A 25,619-nucleotide genomic window follows, 5' to 3' on the forward strand; every position below is an offset into this window, starting at 1 on the left:
GTAATAGAAGCGGAACTAAACCCAGGACGCTTCACAGAACGAGCTGTGGGAGTGCGCCCTGCAAGCACACGGGCCCTTAGATAGGGATAATGGGCAGTAGCTCAGCTGCCGGTTTCGTAGGCGGCTCTCAGATAAGGAGTTCTGCTATGTGCCGACCAGTCACCTGCCGGGTGTGCAGCAAAACCACGTGGGCTGGATGCGGTCAGCACGTGGCCGATGTCAAAAAGCAGGTGCCGGCCTCGCAGTGGTGCGACGGCAAACACTCGGACGCAGAAAAAGGGCAAGCGGGTTCGGGCGGAGTCTTCGCTCGCCTATTCGGCCGCTGATCCCCAGCCGGTCGGCTGGCGGTGAGCCGACCTCCACCTCGGTCGCTTTCGGGGCTCGAGGTGGAAGGTGAGGGAATAAGGCTCCCTCACCTTTCGTTCCCAGTTCAGCAAGACACCACGAGACTCTGCGTAAGGAGTGTTCATGTCCGACATCACCGAACCTTTCCTTCCTGAAGCCGGCGCAGTGACCATGTTCACCACATCGTGGTGCGGCTACTGCAAGCGTCTGATGCCTCAGCTGAAGCAGCAGGGCATTGAGTTCCGCGAAGTGAACATCGAAGAGATCGAAAACGGTGTTCAGGTCGTCGAAGCCGCCAATGACGGCAACCAGACCGTGCCTACTCTTCTCTATGCGGACGGCACCACCCAGACCAATCCGAGCATCGGCGACGTCAAGAAGAAGCTTGAAAGCCTCGCCTGATATGTGCGACTGATTCTTCTGCAGCCGCGCAGATCAGCCGCAGCGACCAGGGTCCTGGCGTTGCGGCTTTTCAGTGCCCGCAGCTTTGTGCGTCCACTTTCTGCGTCCACGTCAGCAAAACGCGATGTCCCAACTGCCGTGTCAGTGGCGCTTAGTACCCTAAATGCATGCGCTCCAATGATCGTTCCTCTGGTTCTGCGGACTCCAAGCGAGCTTCATCAGCAGCCGTGCTCGCACGCCGCTTGGCTATTCCGCTCTTCACGGTCATCGGGGCTGCGTTCGGCGCTTGGGCGCTGATCTTCACCGGCGCTACGAACCCTCTGCTCGTCGGCGATTCCGGTCCGCTTGGTCGCATTGGCCTGCCCATTGCCGAATTCTTCTTCCAAGCGGCTTCTGTTGTCGTCATCGGCGCCATCATCCTTATGATGCTCGTTCTGCCGCGCTCCAAACCACGGCGCCGTCGCGGGGCAGGGGCCCGGCGGGCAGAAAAGAAAGCCAAACAGCAGGCGCGGAAAAAAGCCGCCGCCGCAAACCGCTCTTCCGGTGCGAGCCCTGATTCTGAGACTTCTGCGTCATCCACAGCGGCCTTCAGCCTGGCAGTCGATGAAGCGACAACCGCCGCCGCTGAGGCTGAGCACGAGGCTTCAAGCTCGGCTGACCGCAAAGCAGATGGCGACGCGGACCTCGACCCATCGTGGGCTGCGGCGCTGGTGGCAGCGCAGATCGGCTCGGTTGTCCTCGTCCTGTCCTCAGTTGCCACGCTGATCCTGCGCTATGTCAACACCGCGGGAACGGCGGCGACAAACGCAACACAGGCCGAATTCTCCGCCCAGCTGGGCGCCTACATCACCCAAATTGATTCGGGGCGACTGTGGTCGCTCGTTGTGATCTCCGCGATCATCATGTCAATGGTGCTCTTTGCCACCCGCAGCTTCGCGGGCATTGGCTGGTCGGCGCTTCTGACGGTGCTCATCTTGCTGCCGCAAGCGCTCATGGGGCATGCGGCAGAAGCCAAAGGGCACATTGAAGCCGTCAACAGCCTGGGCCTGCACTTGGTGGCGGTCATGGCCTGGGTCGGCGGGCTCTTAGTCCTCGCGCTTATTTCGCCCACACTCACGGCCCGCCCAGATCTCGGCGAAATCATCAAGCGCTATTCGACGATCGCACTGTTTTCGATCGTCATCATGGCCTATTCCGGTTTCGTCAACGCAACCCTGCGCGTCAAAACCTTCGATGACTGGATGACTCCCTATGGGCAGTTGGTCATCATCAAGGCGGTGCTCACCGTCATCCTCGGTCTGATCGGCTTCTGGCACCGCGAACGCATCATTGACCGCCTTGGTTCGAGCATGCGCGCGGCTGCCGAATTCTGGCGTCTGGTTCTTGCCGAGATCGCCATTTTCGGTGCTGTTGTGGCTATTGGCATTGTGCTGGCCAGTTCACAGCCGCCGGTCCCACAGGAGCTGCGCGCCGAGCCCACCCCCTCGGAAATCCTGTCCGGCGAGCTCCTTCCGCCGGAACCGCTGTGGTACAACTACTTCCTCCAGTGGCGCTTTGACCCACTGTGGGTGGTTGTCGGCATAGGTGCCTCGGTTCTGTACATCATGGGTTACCGCGAACTGAAGAAGCGCGGCGGACACTGGCCGCTGTGGCGCACCATTTCGTGGGTGGGCGGCATGGCCATGCTCATCTACGTCACGTGCGGCGGCCCGATGGTCTATGGTCGCACCCTGTTCTCCGGCCACATGATTCAGCACATGCTGATCGTCATGCTCGTGCCCATCCCCATGGTGGTGGGGGCGCCCATCACGTTGCTCATGCGCGCCATTCACCCGCGCCAGGACGGTTCACGCGGGGTGCGCGAATGGATTCTCATTCTGGTGCACTCGAAGTACATTCGCTTCTGGGCCCACCCGATCGTCGCTTCGATCAACTTCGCCGGATCACTCATCGTCTTCTACTACAGCGGGATCATGTGGTACGCGCTGAAGTACCACCTGGGCCACGAACTCATGCTCATCCACTTCCTGGCAGCGGGCTACTTGTTCGCACAGGCCATGATCGGCGTGGACCCGGGTGTCAAGCGCTTCCCCCACGCGGTGCGGTTCGTGGTGCTCCTTGTGACCATGACCTTCCACGCGTTCTTCGGCATTTCAATCATGACCACTGAAGTGCTCATCGAACCGGACTGGTACGGCAACATGGGCCAAACGTGGATCAGCGCGCTGGACGACCAACAGCTGGGCGGCGGAATCGCCTGGGGCATCGGCGAATTCCCCACACTTATTCTGGCGTTCATTGCGGCGGTCCAATGGTCGAAAGCCTCCGACCGTGAAGCCAAACGCAAAGACCGCGCCGAAGCCCGCTCCGGCGACGCCGAACTGCGCGCATACAACGAATACCTGGCCTCGCTCAGCCGCAAGCGCTGAGCGCCGGACTCATCACACGAGGCGCCGCCCGGCTCAGTCGCGAACAGTGCTCGCCACGGCTCACCATCGCCCATGTGGGTCGGCGGGCTGCCTTTGCCCCGGGTGAGCAGGTAATACTCACCGCCCTCTGTGCGTCCTGGCACAGGGAGAGTGCGCATTCTTTCAGCGCCTCATTGCGATTCCTGGCCGTCCAATGCTCCGCCTCAGGCATATAGTGAGTCATCCCACAAATGCGTGAGCGACAGCCACACGCAGCGTGGCGAATGCAACATGAGGCAAAGGAGCCGATATGTCACAGGACGTACAGGAACGTCGCAGCCTGCAGAAGGTCGTCGCCGCTTCGATGGCCGGAACGGTCGTCGAGTGGTATGAATTCTTCCTCTACGGTTCAGCCGCAACCTTGGTGTTCAACCACATTCTGTTCCCACCGTCGGACAACCCGCTCACCCCGATTCTGGCGGCGTTCGTCACCTACGCGGTGGGCTTTATCGCCCGTCCCGTCGGCGGTATCGTGTTCGGCCACTACGGCGACAAGCTCGGCCGTAAGAAGCTGCTGCAGCTGTCGATCATCCTGGTGGGCGTGTCGACCTTCCTCATGGGCTGTCTGCCCACCTATCAGACGATCGGCATCCTCGCACCCCTCTTGCTGGTGTTCCTGCGCTTTGTGCAGGGCTTCGCCGTCGGCGGCGAATGGGGTGGCGCTGTGCTCCTGGTCGCAGAGCATTCGCCCAAGGAATCTCGCGGTTTCTGGGCCTCTTGGCCCCAGGCCGGTGTGCCGTTGGGCAATCTGCTCGCCACCGCTGTCCTGTGGGTGCTCTCGACCACGCTCGATGAAGCACACTTCATGTCGTGGGGTTGGAGGATCGCCTTCTGGCTGTCGGCCGTCATTGTGCTCATCGGCTGGTACATCCGCACGCAGGTCTCAGATGCACCGATCTTCCACGAAACCAAGGACGCCATCGACGAAGGCGCAGCTGACTACGGTGTTTTCTCGGTTCTGAAGAAGTACCCGCGCGGCATTTTCTGCGCTATGGGTCTGCGCCTGATCGAAAACATTCACTACTACCTGGTGGTGACCTTCACGATCACGTACCTGTCGGTTGAAGTGGACATCAAGTCCAGCGAAATCCTCGGTTTGCTGTTGGGTGCACACGCCATCCACGCCTGTCTGGTGCCGCTTGTCGGCAAGGTCACCGACATTGTGGGCCGAAAACCGCCCTATATGGTGGGGATTCTGCTGTCGGCCTCCTGGGGCTTCTTCGCCTACCCCCTGTACTCGACGGCCGACCCGTTCAACATCTTCATCGCGATGCTCGCAGGCCTGGTGTTCCACGCCCTCATGTACGCCCCACAGCCGGCGATCATGTCCGAGATGTTCCCCACGCGCATGCGCAACTCGGGTGTTTCGTTCGGCTATCAGGTCACGGCTATCGTCGCAGGCTCCTTCGCACCGATCATCGCCGTGTTCCTGTTGGACACGTTCAAGTCAGCTGTTCCAATCGCCATTTACGCTGCCATCGCCGCGGTCATTTCGCTCATTGCACTGGCGTTCACCAAAGAGACCCGCGGCATCGACTTCGCGGACATCGACCGTGCCGACGCCGAGCGCTTCGGAGTCAAGCGCTGACCAAGTTGCACAATCGGGCACAGCCGACCGGCGCCTCGTTCTACGGAAAACAAACCCGGTACTCGGTTCCCGGGTGACGAGGCGCCGTTTGTTCTGGCAAAAGCTGTTCTGCCCGGCATGTACGAGCGCGGTTTCGGCCGGATCATCAGTATGTCCAGCGTGCACGGGCTGCGCGCATCGGCGTACAAGTCGGCTTATGTTGCGGCCAAACACGGACTCATGGGGCTGACGAAAACCACCGCGTTGGAAGGCGGGCCGAAGGGTGTGACCGCCAACGCGATCAACCCCGGCTACGTTATGACCCCGCTTGTGGAGAAGCAGGTGGCGGATCAGGCTCGAACCCGGGGAATCTCGGAAGACAGCGTGCTCGAAGAGGTTTTCCTTGGACATTCGGCTGTGCCTCGTCTGCCCGAAGCCGACGAGGTGGCACAGCTGGCCGTCTTCCTGGCCTCTGAGGCCGCTGGGGTCATCACGGGATCGGCACATTCGATTGACGGAGGATGGTCTGCCGCGTGAGGTCTGACAAAGCCCCCAGACTGAAGCCCCAGCCCTGAAAGGGCGGGGCCCAGCCCTGAAAAACCCTCCATGGGCTCCAACCCAAGCTCAGCTGCTATCCGGCACTCTGAGGGCGCGCACAACAGCCTGCACGGCGGTCCGTCGCAGTGCTTCGGGCCTGACAACAGCCCAGTAGTGCACGGGCAGCGAAAAGTCGGGGATCACCCTGGTGAGGCCTTCACCGGCGAAGGTGGGCAGAAGAGCTACCCCAACGCCTCGGCGGCATGACTGAACATGAGCCAGTGCCGAGTTCGAATAGAAGTGCCCGGCTGGTTCCGGCAGGACGTTCCACGCGCTTTCCAGGCTGGCTACGCCCAGTGAGTGCTCGGCGTAGTAGATCAGCCGGTGCGCCCGCAGATCCTCCGTGGTCTGCGGTGCCTGTGCTGCCGCCAAGTAGCTGTCCGCGGCGAAGAAGCCCAGCTCATAGGGCCGCAGGTGGTGCACCGTGGCATTGGAAACATCCGGTTTCTCCACCACGATCTCAACATCGAAACCCGACCGGTGCTGGCGGGCTCGCTGCGTGGAAGTGGTCATTTCAATGTTGAGGCGCTTGTGTTCTGCCTGCAGCTGGGCGAGTGCATCGACCGCATAGAACATGGCAAAAGCCTCGGGACAGGCAATGCGCACATTGCCGTACATCGATGTGTCCGGTGAATCGACCTGTATTGAGCCGAGAGCCTTCTCGATCATTTCGGCCCCCGGCATGAGCCTGCGGCCAGCCGCACTCAGTTCCCACCCGTCCGGGGTGGCGGTCAGAAGGGTTTCGCCAACCGCCTTTTCGAGGTTCGCAATGCGCCGCGACACGGTTGTGTGCGTAACTCCCATACTCGCCGCGGCCGCCGTGTACTTGCCCAGGCGAGAAACCGCCAGCAGGGCCAGCAGATCATCTGGCGACACCGGGGGACGGGAGACGTTCATAGCGCCAGTCTACTGAGCGGCATGTGCGCTGACGCACTCCCACGGTGCGCAAGTGCCGTCCGAAAACCGGGCCGAACAGTGTGATCTGCGCAATTCTCGGCGCTATGCTGATCATGAATTTTCAGGAGTGTGTACTCACCATTTGCAAGGAGGCATGATGGCAATCATCGGTTGGGTAGGTCTGGGCAACATGGGACGGCCCATGGCCGCAAACCTCGTCAAGGCAGGCCACACTGTTCAGGGATTCGACGTTGTCGAAGCCGCAGTCACAGCGGCAGCAGAAGACGGCGTCACTCCGGCGAAGTCAATTGAAGAGGCCGTGAAGGATGCAGAAATCGTCTTCACCATGCTTCCCAAGGGCGAACACGCCCGCTCGGTGTACCTCACGGAAGGCGGCGTGCTCGAAGTCGCGGCAAAGGACACGATCCTCGTGGATTCGTCCACCATTGACTTCGACACCGCCCGGGATCTCCACAGCGCGGCCCGCGAAGCCGGCTACGTATTCCTCGACGCGCCCGTATCCGGCGGTGTGACAGGTGCGGCTGCGGGCACCCTGACCTTCATGGTCGGCGCAGAAGACGCAGACTTCGAAGCAGCCAAAAAGTACATCGAACCGATGGCCGGAAACATCTTCCACGCCGGTGGCGATGCCGCCGGTCAGGCCGCGAAGATCGTCAACAACATGATGCTGGCCATCAGCTCCCAGGGTGTTGTCGAAGGTGCTGTGCTTGCCGACCGCTTCGGTCTGTCGCCCGAAACGTTCCTCAACATCGCCAAGGTGTCCTCCGGGGATTCCTGGCCGCTGCGCACCTGGTACCCGATCCCCGGTGTAGTCGACACCGCCGCTGCCAACAACGGCTTCAAGCCCGGTTTCGCGGTTTCGCTCATGCGCAAGGACCTCGGCCTGGCGCTCGCCGGTGGGGAAACCCAGGGTGTTCCGCTGGATGCGGCACAGCTTGTCGCCGACAAGCTCGACAAACTCATTGACGACGGCTGGGAGCTGGCCGACACCATGGCTCTGATCCGCAACGTCGACCCCGACGCTGAAGGCCTTCCGAAGAACTGGAGCTGACGGGCTTCTACCTGACTCACTCCCGAGGTGGAGGTCGGCACTGTGCCGACCTCCACCTCGTTGTCTGTGGGCAAGTCAGCGGTCCAGGATGCAGCGGGGCAGGGTCGACCGTGGACCAGCCCCGCTGTGGCGGGCCCGGCTACCCTTAGAGCGGATTTGTCTGTCTATTCGAGGAGGGCCCGTGGAGAATGCTGACGAGTTGGTTCTGACTGATTCTGAGCGCGATGAGATTCGCGCACGACTGGACGATGTTGCCGAGCGTGCCTCAGCTGCTGCAACAACGGCAGGGCGCGAATACCGCGGCGGTGATCCAGAAGCTGATGCCGAAGCAGTCAAAGTGCTCCTGGCAGTGAAAACACAGCCGGTTGCGAAGATTCGGGCTGCGATTGAACACGGATACCGGCTGATCGGCGAGAATCGACAGCAGGAGCTCACTGCAAAGGAAGAGGGGCTGGCCGATCTGAACCCGGTGGCGCACCTCATTGGGCCGCTGCAGCGCAATAAGGTCAATCACACGCTGGCCGTTGAATCGTGTGCGTGCATTGAATCGCTTGACAGTATGCGTTTGGCCCAGCGGATTGACAACCGCCTGGAACTGCTGGAGCGCAGCAGCCTGGATGTCTTCGTTCAAGTCAACACTTCGCGCGAAGACAGCAAGTTCGGTGTTGCCCCGGAAGAGGCCGAAAAGCTCATTGAAGAAGTGCGCGGTTTGGAGCGACTGCAGATTCGCGGGCTTATGACCATTGGACTGCCCGGCACAACAGCCGACGAGATTCGGCCTTCCTACGCAGAGCTTCGACAGCTGTCAGAAGACTTCCGTGCGCGGGGAGTGTTGCCGGCGGATGCAAGTGAACTGTCGATGGGCATGTCCGCTGATTTCGAACTGGCAATTGAAGAAGGCGCCACAATCGTGCGCGTCGGTTCCAGCGTTTTTGGGGCGCGCGCCTGATTTCGGGCTGAAAGCCTTTCGATAACAAAGAAGTGCCCTCGCCGGTCAGTTTGACCAGCGAGGGCACTTCTTATGGGTTGAGCCTGTCAGCTCATGCCCTTATCACTTCTGCGTGCGCTTGCGAGAAATGATCAGGGTTGCGGCACCAGCAGCGATCAGCAGCACGGCTGCGCCGAGAGCTACGCCGATGTTGGCACCGGTGCGCGGAAGCGCGGGGTTGTTGGTTTCGGTTTCAGGTGTGTTCGGAGTGTCCGAACCACCCGGAGCCGGGGTTTCCGAAGGCTCTTCGGAGGGCTCTTCAGAAGCACCAGGCGTGGGCTCTTCCGAAGGTTCATCCGAGGGCTCCTCAGACGGTTCTTCGGAAGGCGTTTCCGAGGGCTCGTCGGAGGGTTCCGGAGTTGGCTCTTCAGAGGGCTCGTCGGAGGGTTCCGGTGTCGGCTCTTCTGAAGGCTCCGGAGTCGGTTCCGGCGTGGGCTCCGGCTTCTCAGCCTTGTTGACGAGGTTGAGCTTGACCGGCTTATTCGTCTGGGGAGTCACGCTGAAGGATCCGTCGTCGTTCTTCGAAACACCTTCGCCGGTGATTTCGTAGTCGCCCCAGTTGATGCCGTCAATTTCCGGAAGGTTGACTTCCGTGATCTTGAACTCGGTGCCGATCTTGTAGCGCTTTGAGTTGACGCGGTTTTCTTCACCGGCTGCGAGTTCGAGCGTGTCTTCTTCGTCGCCAGCGGTGTACTTCACGGTGTACTTGGTGTCTGCCGGGACCTGGTCTGCACCGTCGCCTTCAACCGACTTTGCGATTGAGAAGCGGGTGTATTCTTCGCCCGAGCCGCTGCCACCGCCGATTGCTGTGTACGTGAACGTGGCGTCAACGTCCTTGCCGTTGACCTTGGCGGTGTTCTTGTAGACGTCATTTTCGAGGGCCACGCCGTCCATCTTCGTCCAGTAGAGGACGCGGTACTGAACGCGCTTGTCAGTAGGAACGTTCTTCACCGTCACGGTGAATTCTTTATCCCCTTGTTTAGCGTTGGTCTCGAAGTCAGCGGCGTCTACGGGCGCCCACTCTTCGTCAACGAAAGTTCCATCTTCGTTGACGTAGCGGTACTCAACCTCAAAGTCGAAGTCGTTGACCTTGTGGCGTTCGAATTCGGTGCTGTCGATGACTTCATCCGTGACCGTAACGGTGCCGTCTTCAGCGAGGGTGTTGGGGAACTGAATGCCCCACGCAATGATGTCGTTGCCTTTATTGGAGCGGGCACTGTACTTGTACGGTTCGTCGGACGCGTGTCCTTTGCCTTTGGGGCCAATGCCCCCGTCACCCGGAACCTGAACCGGCACAGGCTGACCGTTGATGGTGAAGTCAACCGTGTTCTCGTCGGTTTCTTCGTCCAGGGTTGCGAGGAACCACAGCTCGCCCTTGACGTTTTCCTTGCCGTTGACGAAGTCAGTCAGGGTGCAGGTAACGGTGGGTGCCGGTTCGTTCGTGACGACGCAGTTAGCAACGATTTCGTCGGTTTCTTTGTCCGGAACCGCGAACTTGCCATCAGCGTAGTTCGAGAATTCCTTGGGCAGGGTCATGCCGAAGGTTTCGCCAGCCTGCGCTCCGTTGGGAACTTTCCAGTTGGCCGTGACCTTGACTTCGTCATCGACCTTTGCTTGGCCGCCGTCCTTGCCGTTGAAGGTGACGTTGACGTTTGAAATAGCGCCAGGGTAGGTGAAGTCGTCCGCATTAGCCGGGGCGGCGCCTCCAACCAGGTATGACGCCGTCAGAAACAACGTTAAGAGCAGGCCGCCAAGGCTGCGCTTCTTTGTTTTCATACGTTTATCTTTCTGAGGTGACGAACCCCTCGGATGCTGGGACTTATGTGATTCGCCGAGCAGCTGAGGGGCGTGTTTAACTCATGGCAACAAGTAGCAGGCGATTCCTGTCAACGTAACCTGTTACCGCTTACAAGCGTACAGACTACTGTAAGTTTCATGAAGATGCACTAAATGTGCTGTGGGATACGGTATCCCGTGATCGTTACAGCTTCCGCAGTGCTGCGGCCATAGATTCGAGTGCCTCCTGCACAATCGGCCGCGGCGTTCCCATGTTGAAGCGCACCCAGCCCCGGCCTGCACGGCCAGTGGTGGCGCCGTCGTTCATGGCAACCCGAGCCTCTTCTACGAAGAACTGCTGAGGGCTCACACCGGCAGGCAGGCGAGGGATCAGCGAGGTCGCATCAAAGAACGACAGGTATGTGCCCTGCGGCTTGATATAGCCCAGTTCTGGCAGTTCAGCAGCGGCGAACTCCGCAATGAAATCCCGCGTCTGCTCCAGGTAGCCAAGAGTGTCGGCCAACCATTCCCCACCCTCGCGGTAGGCGGTGATGCCCGCAATGACACCCGGAGTTGCCGCCGAACCTGAGAACTGCGTTCCGTGCTTTTTCCATGCGGCAATGTGATCCTCGTTCGTGAAGATCAGCTGTGCACACTTCAGACCCGGAGTATTGAACGACTTGGTGTGCGATGTGGCCGTCAGCGTGTGCCGTGCGGCAGCTTCCGAAGTCGACGCGTAGGGAATGTGCTGGAAACCGCTGTACGTCAACGGCGCATGGATCTCATCCGAGAAGACCAGCGCACCGTTCTTTTCGACAATCTGAGTGATTCGCTCAAGTTCGGCCCGGGTGTACACCCGCCCCGTGGGGTTGTGGGGGTTGCACAGCACCAGCACACCGCCGGGGCCGCCATCCGGTCCTGCCGTGGACAGTGCCGCATCGATCGCATCGAAGTCCATTTCCCAGTGCCGCCCAGCAAGCGGGCCGGGAACCTGTTGCCTATCAGACGAACTGCCAAGCAGCTCCGGGGACGGTTCGTCAACAATCTTCTGGGGCACTTCGACATGTTCGCGGAAGAACGCACCGGGGATCGTGAGGAACGGCATGTACGCCGGTGTGGGCACAACGAGTTTGGCCCCGCGGGGAACAAGGATGTCGAGAAAACCGCCCATGCCCAGCAGAACATCGGACACGGGGAACACGTTTTCAGCGGGGAATTCCCACCCGTAGCGCGAAGCGTAGAACTCCGCGGTTGCCTCACCCAGTCCCTTCAGCAGAGCGGGAGGGGTGTAGCCGTACAGCTGGTCTTCGTCGATGACTTTGAGCGCTTCGCGGATGACCGGCGCAATGCCGAAGTCTATTTCCGCAATCCACGCGCCGATCGCCCCGGGGTACTCCGTCCACTTCCGGCTGCCGCGCTCTTCGATCTGCTTGCGAGTGATGCTGTCATAGGGATGCATACGGCCAGCCTAGCGCCGCAGGACACCCTGAGCATTCAACAACGACACACGCGTTCACACCTCCGGCTTTCGCCGTCTCAGCACTTGTTGAGCACTCGCTCCATGGCTGCCCGTTCAGGTTCTGTGACCCACAGGGAGTACTTTTCCTTCACTCGAATCTGCAGACCCACATACGTGCACCTGTAGGACTTGTTCGGCGGCAGCCACGAAGCGGCGTCCTTGTTGCCCTTCGCGGAGTTCGTCGCCCCGTCGACTGCAATGAGGTTCAGCGGATCATTGGCGAACTCGACGCGCTGTTCCTGCGAAATCTGCTGTGCCCCGGTGATCCACGCATTGTGCAGCGCAACAATATGGTCGATCTGCACTTTCTGGCTGGTGGTCTGCCCGCGTTTGAAGTCAATCCGCTTACCCGTATAGGCATCAACAAGCGTGCCCGATGTGACCTTGCAGCGCCCATCGCGGGTGATGTTGACCAGGTCCCTGGTCAGAATGTCATCGCGAGTGCGGCATCCGTTGAAATCGGTGTCCGTCCACGCTTTGCCGAACTTCTCGACTCGCCCATAGCCGGTAGCAGGTGCTTTGCCTTTGACGGGCAGCTTCTTCAGTGCCGCCAGTGACTGTTGGGCGCCCGGGCTGGTGGGCCCGACATCCGAACCGTCGCCTGGCTGCTTCTTGGCCTGCGGCTTCTGCAGGGGTGCGGTGGGAGGGGCGCTTTGCCCTTCGGGTTCCGTTTCGGATGCCGTAGGGCTGGTGTTTGGGACAGGTGTTTTGCCGGGTGAGGCTTCCGGCAGCGGGGCACAGCCGCTCAGTGTGAGCAGTGTGACCAGCGCTGCACAAGCCCACCTGCGCGGTGAGCGCACAGAGCGTCAGCCTTCGCGCTGGAAGAACTCTTGACGCTGAGAGCCCAGTCCGTCACCTTCGAGCTCCACGACATCACCGGCGGTCAGAAACGGGTGAGTTCCGGCCATTGCCACACCGGCGGGAGTGCCGGTTGACACGATGTCGCCCGGTTCGAGCGTCATGTACTGCGACAGTCTGTACACAATGGTGCCCACATCGAAGATCATCTTCGACGTGTTGCCGTCCTGACGCACTTCGCCGTTGACCAAGGTGCGCAGGCCAACGTTGTTCGGGTCGATGGAATCAGCGGTCACGACCTTCGGACCCAGCGGGGTGGAACCGGGGATGTTCTTGCCCAGGCCCCACTGTGGTGTGAGGTTCTGGAAAGCGCGTTCAGAGACATCGTTTGCCAAAGTGAAGCCGGCAATTGCCTGCAGGCCCTCTTCCGGGGAATTCAGTGCGTGGACGCGCTTGCCCATGACAAAAGCGAATTCGACTTCCCAGTCGGTCTTCTCAGAACCCGGCAGAATGCCGACGGGATCATTCGGCCCGACGATCGTGTTGGGGTGCTTGAGGAACGTGACCAGGTTGGAGGGAATCGGCTGGCCAGCTTCTGCCGCGTGGTCGGTGTAGTTCAGGCCAATGCACACAACAGCCTGCGGGGAGGCGACAGGTGCGCCGATTCGCTTGCCGTCTGCATCAAACGACGGCAGCTGACCCAGTTCTACAAGCGAATGGAGCTTGGGCAGCCCCTCCGCCCAGAAGCGCGGACCGAAGTCCCCGCCGAATTCGCTGACCGCAGAGCTTGCATCAAAAAAGCGTTCGCCGTCCGTGACAACCGGGGTTTCCTGCCCGGGCTGACCAATCCGCATAAGCTGCATGAGTTCCTCCTGAGTTTTCTACAATCTAGACCAGAGCACTGACACGAGAGCTTCCGGGGAGCCGAACTCCGCCTCGGCGGCCGCAGAACCGCAATCCGCGCCGTGAAAAGGCGCAGCCCGCGCTGCAGAGCGGGCCCACGCCGAACGAGGCGAAAACCACACCCGACCGTGCGGCAAGCACACAGAAAAACACGGCATAGTATTGGGGAACCACACAGAAGGAAACCCATGCTCGACACCCTTGCCGCCGCCTCAGCCGGGACGGCTGACATCATCGCCGCCCCGGCGTTCCTCGACCCGCAGAAGATCATCGAATCAGCCGGCCCGTGGATGCTCGCGGTCGTTGCGCTCATCGTCTTCATCGAATCCGGAGTCCTGTTCCCATTCCTGCCCGGTGATTCGCTGCTGTTCGTAGCAGGCCTCATGTCCCCGGCAATGGGCGTTCCCCTGTGGCTATTGATCCCCGTCATCTGGGCTGCCGCCATCTGTGGTGACCAAGTCGGATACTTCCTCGGCTACAAGTTCGGCCGCAGGTTCTTCAAGGACGACGCGCGCATCCTGTCGACCGCACACCTGCGCCAAGCAGAAGAGTTCTTCGTCAAACACGGTGGGAAATCGCTGTTCCTGGCGCGCTTCGTGCCGATCGTGCGGACCTACGTTCCGCTGGCTGCGGGCGTTGCGCACTACAAGTACCGCAAATTCATCTTCTGGAACGTCGCCGGTGGGCTCACGTGGGGCTTTGTCCTGCCGCTGGCCGGCTACTACCTGGGCACCTTCGCCATCATCCGCGACCACGTGGACCTGTGGGTCATCGTCATCATCGGCCTGTCGCTCATCCCCGTGGCCATCGAAGTCATCCGCGAACGCCGCGCCCTCAAGAAAGAAAAAGCCGCTCGCGAAGCTGCCGGTCCTGCTGAGGCCGCGGACACCGCTGACGACGTAAAATAATCACCCGGAGCGGGCAACAAGCCGTTTCAGAATCTATGCGCACAAGGCGCGAAGGAGTGAAACGATGACTCAGAAGATCAGTGCCGCAATCGTCGGCTACGGCAACCTCGGCAAGAGCGTTGAAAAGCTGATAGCCGAGCAGCCGGACATGGAGCTCTACGGAATCTTCTCCCGCCGCGACTCACTTGAGACCGACGCTGCCGTCTACCCCGTCGCAGAGGCTGCCGAGCACAAAGACAAAGTCGACCTGCTGTTCCTGTGCCTGGGCTCGGCTACCGATATGCCCCAGCAGGCCGCGTCGTTTGCCGAGAACTTCACAACGGTCGACACCTACGACAACCACCACCTCATCCCCGCCCACCGCGAAAAGATGGACGCCGCGGCAAAGGCCGGGGGCAACATCGCCATGATCTCCACCGGCTGGGACCCCGGCATGTTCTCCATCAACCGCACCATCGGTGAAGCCCTGTTCCCCAACGCCCAGCAGAACACCTTCTGGGGTCCGGGACTGTCGCAGGGACACTCCGATGCCGTGCGCCGGGTTGAAGGTGTCAAAGCCGGCGTGCAGTACACGCTGCCGAAAGAAGAGGCCATGCAGGCGGCAAAAGAAGGCCGCGGTGAGGAGATCACCGGTGCGAACGCCCACCGCCGCCGCGTCGTAGCCGTCGCAGACGAAGCCGACCAGGAGCGCATCCGCCAGGAAATCGTGTCGATGCCCGACTACTTCGAACCCTACGAAACGACCGTCGAGTTCGTCAGCCAAGAAGTCTTCGACCGTGAACACCAGGGCATGCCCCACGGTGGCCACGTCATCACCTCGGGCGACCTCGGCGGCACACACCACTCCGTCGAGTTCACCCTCGAACTTGAGCGCAACCCCGACTTCACCGCTGCCGCGCAGCTGGCCTACGGCCGTGCCGCAGTCCGCATGGCCCGCGAAGGCCGCACGGGTGCCGTCACGGTACTCGAAGTTGCGCCCTACCTGCTGTCGACTGCAAGCCTCGACGAACTCGTAGCCCGCGACATCTGATAGCCCACATGGCTCGTATTGTTCTGGCCCGCCACGGGCAAGCATCCGCGCACGCTGAAGACTATGACGTTCTGTCTGATCTGGGCCGTCAGCAGGCCCGGCTGTTGGGCAGCGCGCTTTCCGCGCTGAAGCTGCGCGAGCCCGTGGTGGCCACCGGCACACTCAAACGGCAGATCGACACGGCGCGGATCATCTTCGGCGCCAATGCTGAGGGTGACGGCGAGGCGGGCAGTGCTGCAGAGGGCGCCGGTGCTGAGGTTCTTCGTGACGAGCGGTTCAACGAATACGATCACCGGCGCGTCATGGCCGACTACACCCCGGACATGAAGCCGGGTGAGGCCGGACGGCTGGACCGTGCAATGGCCCTGTGGATGGCCGATGCACAGTCGGACTTCCCGCCCTTTATGCGCAGGGTCATTGCCGCGTACCGGGAGTTCTGTGACCGGTTGCCCGAAGGTCGCGATGGGCTGATCATCAGCTCCGGGGGTGTGTCCGCGGTGATCTTCGCCTGGCTCATGGCGGGCCGGCCGGAGGTTTTCGCAGGACACGCTCTCGAAGCGCCATCGGCTGAATCTTCCACCGCCGGAATTCTGGACTTCGGCCTGGAAGGGCACGACTTCACCCAAGAAACAGGGCCGGCAGCGTTTCTCGACTTCGGCGCGGGCATCCCGCTGGACACTGTGGCAGGCCGTCGAAGTGGTGGGTCTGGTCGAGGCCCCGCTGCTGGTTCTGCGCTGTCAGCTGCAGAAACGGCAGATGCGGCGCGGGCTGTTCGCGAAATCGAGCAGGTGGTGCTGTTCAACAGCGAATTCGTCAACGCCTCACTGGGCCAGACGGACGGACGCAGGCTCATCACGTTCAACGAACACGCCCACCTGGGCCCACCCGAAGAAGGCCGCATCACCCCGCACTGATCGGTAAGACGGCAGCCACTTCTTCGTGCAATCCTGCGCGTCTCCTGCAAAAGAAAATCAACCCGCGCCTTGCGACTACGGGCTGATCATGATGGTAGAAAGCATAGCACCAAAATGGTGGTGAGCTGATAGTGACAATCGACAACGAGCTTCACTGGCGCCATAGGTCGAGCAAGTGCCGATTCACCTCGCACCAGGCGGCGCGTCTTGCCTAGCGGGTCAGCTGCACTCGGCTGTGGCGTTGTTTGGAACAATGAACGCTATGACTGACCTTTCCTCACCCCGTCTGCGCGCACCCGAACTCGTGGGGCGGCGTTGGATCAACACCGGCGGCAAAGACCTCTCACTGCAGGATCTGCGCGGCAAAATCGTTCTGCTGGACTTCTGGACGTTCTGCTGCATCAACTGCCTGCACGTGCTGGATGAACTGCGCGAAATCGAAGAAAAGTACCACGACGAACTCGTGGTCATCGGCGTGCACTCACCGAAGTTCGAATTCGAGCGCACCGTGGAGGCCGTCGACCAGGCGGTCGAGCGCTACCAGGTGGAGCACATCGTGCTTGACGACCCCGACCTCGTCACCTGGCAGGCCTACACCGCCCGGGCGTGGCCCACACTGGCGCTCATCGACCCCGAGGGCTACCTGGTGGCGAAGATGTCCGGTGAAGGCCACTCGAAGGGCATCACCAGCCTCATCCAAGACCTCGTCGAAGAACACCGCGCCAAGGGCACCCTGCGCTCCGGCGACGACCCTTACGTGGCACCGGAGCCGCGCGAAGGTGAACTGTTCTACCCCGGCAAACTCATCCGCCTGGAAACCGCCGGCCACGAAGGCAATATCCTCGTCGGCGATTCCGGCCACCACAGCCTTGTCGAATACGCCCCTGACGGTGTGACAAAACTGCGCCGCTTCGGGGCCAAAGAACGCGGCTTCGCTGACGGCCCGGCGCTTGCCTCTGCCACCTCGACAGGCGTCTCAACAGACGCAGCCAACACTGAAACCGCCCAAGCGCGCTTTTCCGAGCCCGGCGGCTTGGCTGAGCTCAGCCCAGAACTGGCCGCCAAAGTCGGCTACCACGTGGTTGTCGCCGACACCGTCAACCACGCCCTGCGCGGCCTGAACCTGGACACCGGCGAAGTGACAACCGTCGCGGGCACCGGCGAACAGTACATGGTCGGCGCTGCAGACAACACCGTCGAAGGTCGCAGCACCGAACTGCGCTATAACGGCCCAGCCCGCGGCATCAAGCTGTCCAGCCCGTGGGACGTGCAGTTTGTGCCCGCAACCGGCGACGTCATCATCGCGATGGCCGGCAATCACACCATCTGGGCGTTCAACCCGGAAAAGGCCACCGTCCGCCTGTTCTCCGGCACCATGAACGAAGGCCTCACCGATGGCGGACCGGAAGAAGCGTGGTTCGCTCAGACGTCCGGGCTGGCTCTCACTGCCGAAGGCAAGGTGCTTCTCGCAGATTCGGAAACCTCGGCTCTGCGCAGCCTCGACCCGGCAAACGGCACGGTTGAAACCTATGTGGGCACCGGCCTGTTCGACTTCGGCTTCCAGGACGGACCGTCAGCCGAAGCCCGCCTGCAGCACCCGCTGGGTGTGGCGGAACTGCCGGACGGCTCGATTGCGATCGCCGACACCTACAACGGCGCCATCCGCCGCTATGACCGCACGAGCGACGAAGTCTCCACACTCGCCCGTAACCTGCGCGAACCTTCCGACATCCTCGTGGTCACCCCGGAAGACGGCGACCCCTATCTGCTGGTTGCAGAATCTGCCAACCACTCACTGACCGCCGTGACAATCCCTGCCGAAGCGCTCGAAGTCAATGAAGGCCAAAAACAGACCAAGCGGCCGCCCACGGAAATCGGCGCGGGAGCTATCGACGTTGAAGTCCACTTCACCGTCCCGCAGGGCCAAAAGCTCGACGACCGCTGGGGTGACCCCACCTGGCTGCAGATCTCATCAACCCCACCCGAGCTCATCGCCGACGGCGCCGGGGGAGCGGAGGGACAGACACGCACCATCACCCTGGCCGAGGGCCACAGCGAAGGTGTTCTGCACGTGACGGCCCGCGCGGCATCCTGCGACGGCGAACCGGGCGGCGAAATCCCGCTGCACGCCGCCTGCCACCTGTACCAGCAGGACTGGGGTATTCCGCTGGTCATCCGCGAAGGCGGCCCAAACCGCCTCGACCTGGACCTGCGCGGGGTCTGAACACACTCCTCAATGACGAGGCGCCGCTCAGGTGAGTTGAGAAGCTCGCCTGACCGGCGCCTCGTCATTTCAGGGTTCGATCTGTTCTACCTCTACCTTGCCGTCTTCGCAGGGGGGGGCACTCAGGGCCCGTCACGACCGTGATCACGCGGGCTCTGCGGCTTGGCCAGACCCTGCCAGAATGCAGAATTCCGCCCGTAGTCGGCAACGAGCCTCGGAAGAAGCGGGTCAGCAACTCCGGTTCGGCACGCAATATCGTCGAGCGAGGCGATCACGTCGAGGACGGACCGGGGTTCGAACTGTCCGGCTACCCGCTTTGCCTTGTGGCGCACGTTGTTCGGGGTCGGCCCGGCATCGAGGACAGAATGGTGCCACAGGCGGCTGTGGTGCGCACAGCGGTTTCGAAGATAGACCATTGCCCGCACACGGTAGGCGAATCCCGCTTTGGCGATCCCGGTGCTCGTCGCAACCGCATCGGCAAGTGTGCCTTGGCCGCCGCGTTCGATCACTTTCGACAGGGTGCCGAACGACCAGGCCTCGACGGCTGACCACACAGGCAGTTTGCTGTAGTCTGCTCGGTCGATGCCGGCCTCCCGATAACGGAGGATATGACGATCCTTGCTCCGATCGATGTCGCGCAAACAGAATTCGACGGTCGATTTGCGGTCGCCGATCTCGGTGTAGAAGTCCTCGTCGAGATACCGGCCGTAGGCGCCATGATTGTCGGCGATGACGCGGGCAACGTGTGACCGGAGCACAAGCTCAACGCGGGCGAGAGGAATAACCAGCCGGGCGCGCAGTGCTTCGTCGGCGTCGTAGATTGCCCGAATCTCGTCGAACGAGGAGCCCTGCCGAAAATCATCGTCACCGAGATGAGGGGGCCTCTGGAAATATCGAGCGTAGCCGGAGAACCGGTAGTAGTTTGTCGCTGCGAGGAATTGGGCGCATTCCGCCTTGTCAGGGATAGTGAGGCCTCGGTTGTCTAGAAGGGCGACTTGCTCGTCCCACGACAGCGAAGGTTTCATGCGGCACCCCAGAAAGATAAAGGCCCCTCCCATTTGAGCTTCCACGAGAGGCTTGGGAGGGGGTCGATCGGTCTCAGCATAGCAGGATCGTTTGACAAGTCGCCATCTACGGACGAGGCGCCACTCGGGCTAGTTCAAAAGCTCGCCTGAGCGGCGCCTCGGCATTTCAGGGTTCGATCTGTTCTACCTCTACCTTGCCGTCTTCGGTGAGGATGATGCGGGCGGAGATCAGCGCGGTGACTTCTTCGCTGAAATCGGTTTCGGTGCCGGTGACGGCGTCGCGGTAGTTGCCGGAGACTGTGAACTTCGCTTCGGCTGAGCGCATGAGCAGACCGCCTGACTGTTGGTCCTGCTGACTGCGGCTGCCAGCACTTTTGCCGTCTGTGTTCTCACCGCTGCTGAGCGAGGCCGACCCGTTCGAACTGGAATCGTTCACAAGCTCGACATCCGGGGCGGACACAAGTTCCCACTGAACATCGCCGAGGATCGTGTTGTTCGTTTCATAGCCGAAAGTGCAGCCGGTCGGCATGAGCACTTTCTGCTTTGTGCAGTCTGCAAGCTGTTTGTGCAGCTGAGCCTGAGCCTCTTCGCTCAGCGCTTGGGTGGGCTGAGCCTCGACCGTGACACTGTGCTCTTCACCGGGTTCTACGACGTCAACAGTCTCATAGTCGGCCTTCATATATTTCTGGTTGAAGCCGATCCCGTATTGCAGGGGAAAGAGAACCGGAACGGCGTTCGTGCCGTTTTCCATGGGCTGATTGTTGATGTTGGCAGCCTGCGCCTGGGGACCCCGGACCGACAGCGTGGGCCATTCGTCAACTCGGATTCTCCACTGGCTGTACAGGCCCCACGAACGCGGAAGCCTTTCGACTGTGAAGACCGTGGAGTGCGGACTCGACCCGAGAACATAGTCCGCGCGGACCATTGCCGTGTTCTTTTCAGACCCCTCAACCTTCGTTTTGACCTGGGTGGGCACACCCTGAGCGCCGTCAATGACTTCGTCGGTCATGCCGTCAGTGCTCTGCAGATCGGGTCCAATGACAAAGCCGCGGGCCCGTGCGCCGTCACCATCGGCCAAAGCGCCAAGATAGCGGCTGACAACAGTCGCGGGGGAGTAGCGAGTCAGATTGAAAACAGGCACACTCAAGCCCGCCAGAACAAACAGGACGACAGCCGCACTCAACCATCTGCGCATATCATTCCTTTGGGCTCATAACAGCCGTCGGTGCGGCGTCTGACACGGGATAGGCGCGCATCTGCGCGGTGTCCACTTCGACCCACAGGCGAGTGCCGGGGCGCACAGCCTCATTCTGCTTGGCGATGTCCGCGCCCAGGTCCGGGTGGAGAACACCCCACGGCAGTTCGGAGTTCTCAGCAGCTTCGGCGCTGAAGTCGAACAGGTCGCACTGCAGAGCCAGCCCCACCTCGGTATCGGATGGAGAAAGCGTGATCTGCACTTTCGAATCCTTGTCGTGCAGACCTACGACGAGGGCTTCGAAAACAGCCTCGCCGTCGAAAATCGGTGAGAATTCGTCAAAGGACAGACGGACAGCGCCGGTGGGAATCGTGACGAACACCTTGCCGTCCAGTTCCGTTTTGGCGCGAACCTGCGAATGCCCAATGGAAAGCCAACCGCGCCTGGCCAAACCGGAGAACACATTCACCCCGGCGAGATCCGCGGCCAGGTTAGAGCGCGGAGTGCGAAGCTGCTGGCCGAAATCACCGGCATCAGCAACCTGATCAAGTTCCAAAACGACTGTTCGGCCGCCGATGATTCCCGCATCGACGGCCGAGTCGAGAGCAAAAACAGCCCCCAGTTCGAAGTGATCCAGTGCGTCCAGCAGTCTTCCTCGTATACCTGCTCGGGCACGTGTGGGGATCCCTTCGAACGGCCGGTCTAAGACCAGCCAGGGGCTGTTCCGCGTAAGTGCGGCTGCGATCGTGACAGCTAAGCGCAGTCGACCGCGGTCCGCGGGGTCGAGTTCCTCTGCCCGCCGCCCGTCGACGGTGATGCCGAAGAAGCGGGCTGCCGTATGCACATGCTCAAACCCTGACCGGGCAGCCGCACGGCTGTAGGTCAGGGCGCGAAGCTGGTGCTTGGCATAGCGGATGAGGCTGTCTGACGCTGTGGCTTCCCCCGCCATAGCGCAGACCTCAGTTTTGGTGCAGACGGCCCGAAGGGCAGTCCCCACGTCCTCGCTTTGCCCCATTATGACGAGGCGCTCCGAGGTGCCGATCGGGCCGTCTGTCAGTGGTGTTCCCGAGAACACGACATCGCTGAGGTCAAGTTCAGTCATGTACTCAAGATACCGCTGTTTTCAGACGCCGCTCACCTTGCGTCGGGTCACGACGATCGATGCTGCACCGACTACAACGAGTCCAGCACCGAGCGCAAGTCCGGTGAGATCCCCGCCGGTGCGCGGCATCTGCGAACCTGACTGCTCCTGGGACTGTGCGTAGTCGTCACCGGGAGTGGTGTTGGGAAGTTCGCGGCCCTGCTGCGAACCCGAGGTGTCTGCCTGGCCCCAGTCGACCGCTGCAGTCTGATCGGACTGGTCAGCCTGGTCGGTCTGTTCGGCTTCCGGCACGGTGTCCTCTGCCTGGTCGTCGCCCTTGGCTTCTGCCTGGGCGTCTTCTGCCGGCTTCTGTTCCGCGTCGCCTTCAGCCGCCGGCTTTTGAGCTTCCGGTGCCGCTGGCGTCTTGTTCATGCCCTCGGCTTCGGAGGGTGTGGCCGGAGTCGGGGCTGCGGAGGGTGTGGTCTTCTCAGCGGCAGCCTGCTTGTCCTGCTGCTGCGCTTCCTTCTGTGCCGGAGCATTCTTCTGCTCCGGGGTCTCCTTTGTGGGTGCCGGTGCAGATCGTGTGGCGTAGACCGTGAACTTGTCAGAAGCAACCTGTGCCTTGTCCTCAATCCCGACGCCGGACTTCTTGTCCTTAGCCAGTTTCGTAGTCTCGGCCCAGTTCAGCTGCTTGCCGGACTCGGGTTTGGCCGCTTCAGGCGTGTCAGGCTTGGCCGTGCTGGTTTCAGACTTCTTGGCCACGCCATCCTTCTTTGCAGCCTCGGCGGTCGATGACGGCGTGCTGGACGGGGTTGCCGTTGCGCTCACGGTGGGCGCCTCAGAAGGCTTGGTCTTGCTGGCCTCAGATGCCTTGTCGGCGTTCTTGCTGTCGGCCTTGTCACCAGCCTGTTCGGTCACGACGGCCTTCTTGCCTTCGACGGTCACCTTGTAGGTGCCCGCGGCGGCCTTCTCTGAAGCGTAGATCCACACCGAGGCATTGCCTGCCGCATCCGTCTTGGCCTGAAGCTCAAACGGCTTCGAAGCCCCGGGTTCCTGCACCTTGAAGGTGTATGTGGCGCCGGGCAGACCGTTCTTCAGGGTCAGGGCTGCACCCTTGCCCGCCTTGGCAAATTCAGCTGACTTCTTCTGAGCGGCGTCCTTCTGCTTCTTCGAAGCGCTGCCGGGCACCTTGACTTGGGCGATTTCTTCCTTGGTCAGGGCAAAGTCAGAGTCCTTGATGCGCTTAGAGCTGAACGACACGGTCGAAGTGGGCAGCTGTTCCTGAGTGACCTTCGGAGTGCTGTCTTCGGCCTTCTTGTCGTCGGACTTGTCTGCCTCAGCCTTGTCGTCCTTCTTGTCGTCTGCCTTTTCGGCAGGCTTCGAGGACTCGCTGGAAGTCGGGCTTTCGCTGGGCTTAGGCGACGGGGAAGCCGAGGGCGTCTCGGACGGAGTGGGCTGTGCCGACTTGGTGCTTTCGCTGGGCGTCGGGGAAGGCGTTTCGCTCGGCTGTGCCGACTTGCTCGTCGGGCTGGGGGTCGGCGAAGGAGTCTCAGACGGCGTCGGCTGCGAGGACGGGCTGGCCGACTTCGTCTCAGCCTTGTCGCCAGCCGGAGTCGAGGGGGATTCGCTCGGCTGGGCCTGGCTGGCCTTCGCTGCCTCGGCGGTCTTTTCGCCGCCTTGACCCGCGGGGGCCTTCGATGCGCCTGCCGGCTTTGCCGAGCCCTCCGGCTGCGGCTTCTGGTCAGACTCTGCAGGCTTGTCGGCTTTGTCCGCGGCCTTGCTGCCGACGGTGAACGCAGCCAGTTCGGTGGCTTCGTTCGTCTTCACGTCCGTGAGGAACAGGCGGTAGCTGCCTTCGGGCACCTTCGAATCCTTCTCGGTCGAGAAGAAGTAGGAGCCCTTAACCACACCGGCTTTCGAAACCGCCAGCTGGGTGTCAGGGGTGTAGGAGATTCCGTCGGTGCCGATGACCGTGACGGTTGCCTTGTCTCCGGGGGTGAAGCCCGTACCGGTGAACTTCAGACCCTGTTTGCTGTCGGCGATCTGCTCGGCAGGAATCGAACTCTGCGCGAGTGAGACGCTGACCTGGCCGGTTTGAGAGTCAGATGACGGAGTGGAGTTCTGGCCGGTTGATGTATCCGGGGCCTGATCCCCGGGAGCGGCAAAAGCGGGAACGGCTGCAAAGCCTGTAACCGCGGCCACTGCGGGGGCAAGAACAAGACTGGGAAGAGTCTTCACAGTTAGCCTTTCGGTTGTGTTGTGAACACACCCAACAAGGCGACGACACCTACCCGCCCAACGAGGTTGAAAGGGGAAGGCACCATCGGTGCGGGGTGTAGGTCAGGTTCAACTGTAAACGATTTTTGCCCCGATGTTAAGAATCTGCTCAATGCGCGTGGTATAAGGCCGATGTAGCCTGGTGACGTGAGTCTCCTATCTGATGGCGAAATCCGGGCCGAACTTGCCGAAGGCCGCATCCGCTTGGACCCGCTGGATGAAAGTCTGGTTCAGCCGGCTTCCGTCGACGTGTGCTTGGATCGCAGCTTCCGGCTGTTCGACAACCACAAGTACTCGGTCATCGACCCATCCCAGGAACAGCCCGAACTGACCCGCCTGGTGGAGACCCACGGCAATGAGCCCTTTGTGCTGCACCCCGGTGAGTTTGTGCTCGCCTCGACCCTCGAAGTCGTGACCCTGCCAACCGACATCGCGGCCCGCCTGGAAGGCAAGTCGAGCCTCGGCCGCCTGGGGCTGCTCACCCACTCCACCGCAGGCTTCATCGACCCCGGGTTCTCTGGCCACGTGACCCTCGAACTGTCGAACGTCGCCACTTTGCCCATCACCCTGTGGCCGGGCATGAAGATCGGCCAGCTGTGCTTCTTCCGTCTGGGCGCGCAGGCTCAGCGCCCCTACGGAGCCGACCCGGCAACCGCGAACCGCTACATGGGACAGCGCGGCCCCACGGCTTCGCGGTCCTTTGAGAACTTCTACCGCGCACCTATGAACCAGGAGGACCCACGCTGATGTCCCAGGTCGCTGATCCGCAGACCCTGCGAAGCCAACACCTGCTGCTTGTCGACAACACGATTCTCGACAGCGACATCGACGTTCTCCTGTCAAACGTGCTGCCGCGTGTCGAAACCGACGGCGCTGTGCGAACGCTCAGCCGATACTCCACGCTGACCGGACCGCTGAAGATCACTGCCAGCGCTGCCGCAGAAGCCCAGATCCCAACCATTTTCCGCAAGGCCTACGCGCTGTCCACTCCGCGAGAGCGTGAACCAGAGCCTCCACCGGAATGGTTCTTCCACTCCGAGGGAATCGAAAAGCTGTTTCCGAACGGGCTGCCGATTCGCGAAGAAGAGCGCGGCATCGAACTGCTCATAGCGCTCGCTCGCCGCCTGCACTCTGCTGTGCGGATAGCCGACGATGCCGAACCCGGCGGGCACGAGCGGATCATCGCGCCCGATCCCAGCGCTCACCCCGCAATCACCGTGTTCTCCCCGTACTGGATCACTTCGGACCTCCTGATGCCCCACATCAAAAACGCGGTGCCGGAAGGCAAGGTGGTCGACACCTCGGCCTATGTTCCCGAAGACCAAGAACTCGACGGCTACTCCCTCGACGTAGATCTGGGCGAGGGGCGGGGACTGATCGAACTGGGCGTCATCGTCGAAACCGCCCTGCCGACAATCGTGGAGCGCTTCGCCGACGGCCCCCAGGTGGCCTACTCGATCCGCTGGCACGCAGATGATGACGACGATTCCTCTCGCGCGCACCGGCGGATTCGCAAAACCGCCGGAAGCATCATCGGCGACCTCGCCGCAGCGGTCGTCGAAGCCACCGGTGGGGCGGCGGTCGACCGCGACGGCTTCCTGCTCGCGGAACACCAGCTGAAGGGGTGATGCTC

21 protein-coding genes and 1 pseudogene are annotated in these 25,619 nt (G+C 61.6%); 13 read left to right on the plus strand and 9 right to left on the minus strand.

Annotation, left to right across the window (positions count from 1 at the left end; all coding sequences use genetic code 11):
* Positions 1-146: 146 nt before the first annotated feature.
* The 5 genes and pseudogenes from HMPREF2757_RS08490 to HMPREF2757_RS08510 form a co-directional block, all read left to right on the plus strand.
* Complete coding sequence (locus HMPREF2757_RS08490) at positions 147-326, plus strand: hypothetical protein (RefSeq protein WP_070424784.1); 180 nt, start codon at positions 147-149, stop codon at positions 324-326.
* 142 nt (positions 327-468) lie between these two features.
* Entirely contained in the window at positions 469-747 is a 279-nt protein-coding gene (locus HMPREF2757_RS08495; protein ID WP_070575404.1) for a mycoredoxin, read from the plus strand.
* Between the two features lie 167 nt (positions 748-914).
* Positions 915-3,176 carry a bifunctional copper resistance protein CopD/cytochrome c oxidase assembly protein gene (locus HMPREF2757_RS08500; protein ID WP_256278298.1) on the plus strand — a complete coding sequence of 754 codons (2,262 nt, stop codon included), beginning with the start codon at positions 915-917 and terminating at the stop codon, positions 3,174-3,176.
* Positions 3,177-3,465: 289 nt separating this feature from the next.
* Positions 3,466-4,803 (plus strand): MFS transporter, encoded by a 1,338-nt coding sequence (locus tag HMPREF2757_RS08505; protein WP_070575407.1) that lies wholly within the window; start codon positions 3,466-3,468, stop codon positions 4,801-4,803.
* A 78-nt stretch (positions 4,804-4,881) separates the two neighbouring features.
* Positions 4,882-5,319, plus strand: a pseudogene (locus tag HMPREF2757_RS08510) (SDR family oxidoreductase); the annotation flags it as partial.
* An 87-nt stretch (positions 5,320-5,406) separates the two neighbouring features.
* Here HMPREF2757_RS08510 and HMPREF2757_RS08515 read toward each other — a convergent pair.
* Positions 5,407-6,276, minus strand: coding sequence for a LysR family transcriptional regulator (locus HMPREF2757_RS08515; protein WP_070575410.1), 870 nt, complete (start codon positions 6,274-6,276; stop codon positions 5,407-5,409).
* Between the two features lie 157 nt (positions 6,277-6,433).
* Here HMPREF2757_RS08515 and mmsB point away from each other — a divergent pair, with 157 nt between their 5' ends.
* Positions 6,434-7,348 (plus strand): 3-hydroxyisobutyrate dehydrogenase, encoded by a 915-nt coding sequence (gene mmsB / locus HMPREF2757_RS08520; protein ID WP_070575505.1) that lies wholly within the window; start codon positions 6,434-6,436, stop codon positions 7,346-7,348.
* 181 nt (positions 7,349-7,529) lie between these two features.
* Positions 7,530-8,297: a YggS family pyridoxal phosphate-dependent enzyme gene (locus HMPREF2757_RS08525; protein ID WP_070575413.1), complete on the plus strand. Its 768-nt coding sequence runs from the start codon at positions 7,530-7,532 to the stop codon at positions 8,295-8,297.
* Between the two features lie 102 nt (positions 8,298-8,399).
* Here HMPREF2757_RS08525 and HMPREF2757_RS11925 read toward each other — a convergent pair whose 3' ends face one another.
* The 4 genes from HMPREF2757_RS11925 to HMPREF2757_RS08545 all read right to left on the minus strand — a co-directional run bounded on the left by HMPREF2757_RS11925 (position 8,400) and on the right by HMPREF2757_RS08545 (position 13,292).
* A complete protein-coding gene (locus tag HMPREF2757_RS11925; RefSeq protein ID WP_070575416.1) occupies positions 8,400-10,112 on the minus strand; it encodes an Ig-like domain-containing protein in 1,713 nt (570 codons plus the stop codon).
* Positions 10,113-10,317: 205 nt separating this feature from the next.
* Entirely contained in the window at positions 10,318-11,571 is a 1,254-nt protein-coding gene (locus HMPREF2757_RS08535) for a MalY/PatB family protein (protein ID WP_070575418.1), read from the minus strand.
* Between the two features lie 77 nt (positions 11,572-11,648).
* Complete coding sequence (locus tag HMPREF2757_RS08540; protein ID WP_070575421.1) at positions 11,649-12,431, minus strand: HNH endonuclease family protein; 783 nt, start codon at positions 12,429-12,431, stop codon at positions 11,649-11,651.
* A 6-nt stretch (positions 12,432-12,437) separates the two neighbouring features.
* Complete coding sequence (locus tag HMPREF2757_RS08545) at positions 12,438-13,292, minus strand: fumarylacetoacetate hydrolase family protein (RefSeq protein WP_083304208.1); 855 nt, start codon at positions 13,290-13,292, stop codon at positions 12,438-12,440.
* A 228-nt stretch (positions 13,293-13,520) separates the two neighbouring features.
* Between HMPREF2757_RS08545 and HMPREF2757_RS08550 the strand changes: the two genes are divergently transcribed.
* The 4 genes from HMPREF2757_RS08550 (at position 13,521) to HMPREF2757_RS08565 (ending at position 18,408) form a co-directional block, all read left to right on the plus strand.
* Complete coding sequence (locus tag HMPREF2757_RS08550) at positions 13,521-14,240, plus strand: DedA family protein (RefSeq protein ID WP_070575424.1); 720 nt, start codon at positions 13,521-13,523, stop codon at positions 14,238-14,240.
* Positions 14,241-14,304: 64 nt separating this feature from the next.
* Positions 14,305-15,270, plus strand: coding sequence for a diaminopimelate dehydrogenase (locus HMPREF2757_RS08555; protein WP_070575428.1), 966 nt, complete (start codon positions 14,305-14,307; stop codon positions 15,268-15,270).
* A gap of 8 nt (positions 15,271-15,278) precedes the next feature.
* Positions 15,279-16,184, plus strand: a complete 906-nt coding sequence (locus HMPREF2757_RS08560; RefSeq protein WP_070575431.1) for a histidine phosphatase family protein — start codon at positions 15,279-15,281, stop codon at positions 16,182-16,184.
* Between the two features lie 262 nt (positions 16,185-16,446).
* Positions 16,447-18,408 carry an NHL domain-containing thioredoxin family protein gene (locus tag HMPREF2757_RS08565; RefSeq protein WP_070575434.1) on the plus strand — a complete coding sequence of 654 codons (1,962 nt, stop codon included), beginning with the start codon at positions 16,447-16,449 and terminating at the stop codon, positions 18,406-18,408.
* Between the two features lie 122 nt (positions 18,409-18,530).
* Here HMPREF2757_RS08565 and HMPREF2757_RS08570 read toward each other — a convergent pair whose 3' ends face one another.
* The 4 genes from HMPREF2757_RS08570 to HMPREF2757_RS08585 all read right to left on the minus strand — a co-directional run bounded on the left by HMPREF2757_RS08570 (position 18,531) and on the right by HMPREF2757_RS08585 (position 23,947).
* Positions 18,531-19,433, minus strand: coding sequence for an Abi family protein (locus tag HMPREF2757_RS08570; RefSeq protein WP_070575511.1), 903 nt, complete (start codon positions 19,431-19,433; stop codon positions 18,531-18,533).
* A gap of 166 nt (positions 19,434-19,599) precedes the next feature.
* Positions 19,600-20,628 (minus strand): hypothetical protein, encoded by a 1,029-nt coding sequence (locus HMPREF2757_RS08575; protein WP_070575437.1) that lies wholly within the window; start codon positions 20,626-20,628, stop codon positions 19,600-19,602.
* A gap of 1 nt (position 20,629) precedes the next feature.
* A complete protein-coding gene (locus tag HMPREF2757_RS08580) occupies positions 20,630-21,730 on the minus strand; it encodes a hypothetical protein (protein WP_070575440.1) in 1,101 nt (366 codons plus the stop codon).
* 21 nt (positions 21,731-21,751) lie between these two features.
* Positions 21,752-23,947: a hypothetical protein gene (locus HMPREF2757_RS08585; RefSeq protein WP_070575444.1), complete on the minus strand. Its 2,196-nt coding sequence runs from the start codon at positions 23,945-23,947 to the stop codon at positions 21,752-21,754.
* Between the two features lie 186 nt (positions 23,948-24,133).
* Here HMPREF2757_RS08585 and dcd point away from each other — a divergent pair, with 186 nt between their 5' ends.
* Both dcd and HMPREF2757_RS08595 read left to right on the plus strand, forming a co-directional pair.
* Entirely contained in the window at positions 24,134-24,733 is a 600-nt protein-coding gene (gene dcd / locus HMPREF2757_RS08590) for a dCTP deaminase (protein ID WP_070575450.1), read from the plus strand.
* Entirely contained in the window at positions 24,733-25,614 is an 882-nt protein-coding gene (locus HMPREF2757_RS08595; RefSeq protein WP_070575452.1) for a hypothetical protein, read from the plus strand. The genes dcd and HMPREF2757_RS08595 overlap by 1 nt, the downstream gene beginning before the upstream one ends.
* Positions 25,615-25,619: the final 5 nt, after the last annotated feature.

It is taken from the genome of Brevibacterium sp. HMSC063G07, assembly GCF_001810665.1.
GTDB lineage: Bacteria > Actinomycetota > Actinomycetes > Actinomycetales > Brevibacteriaceae > Brevibacterium.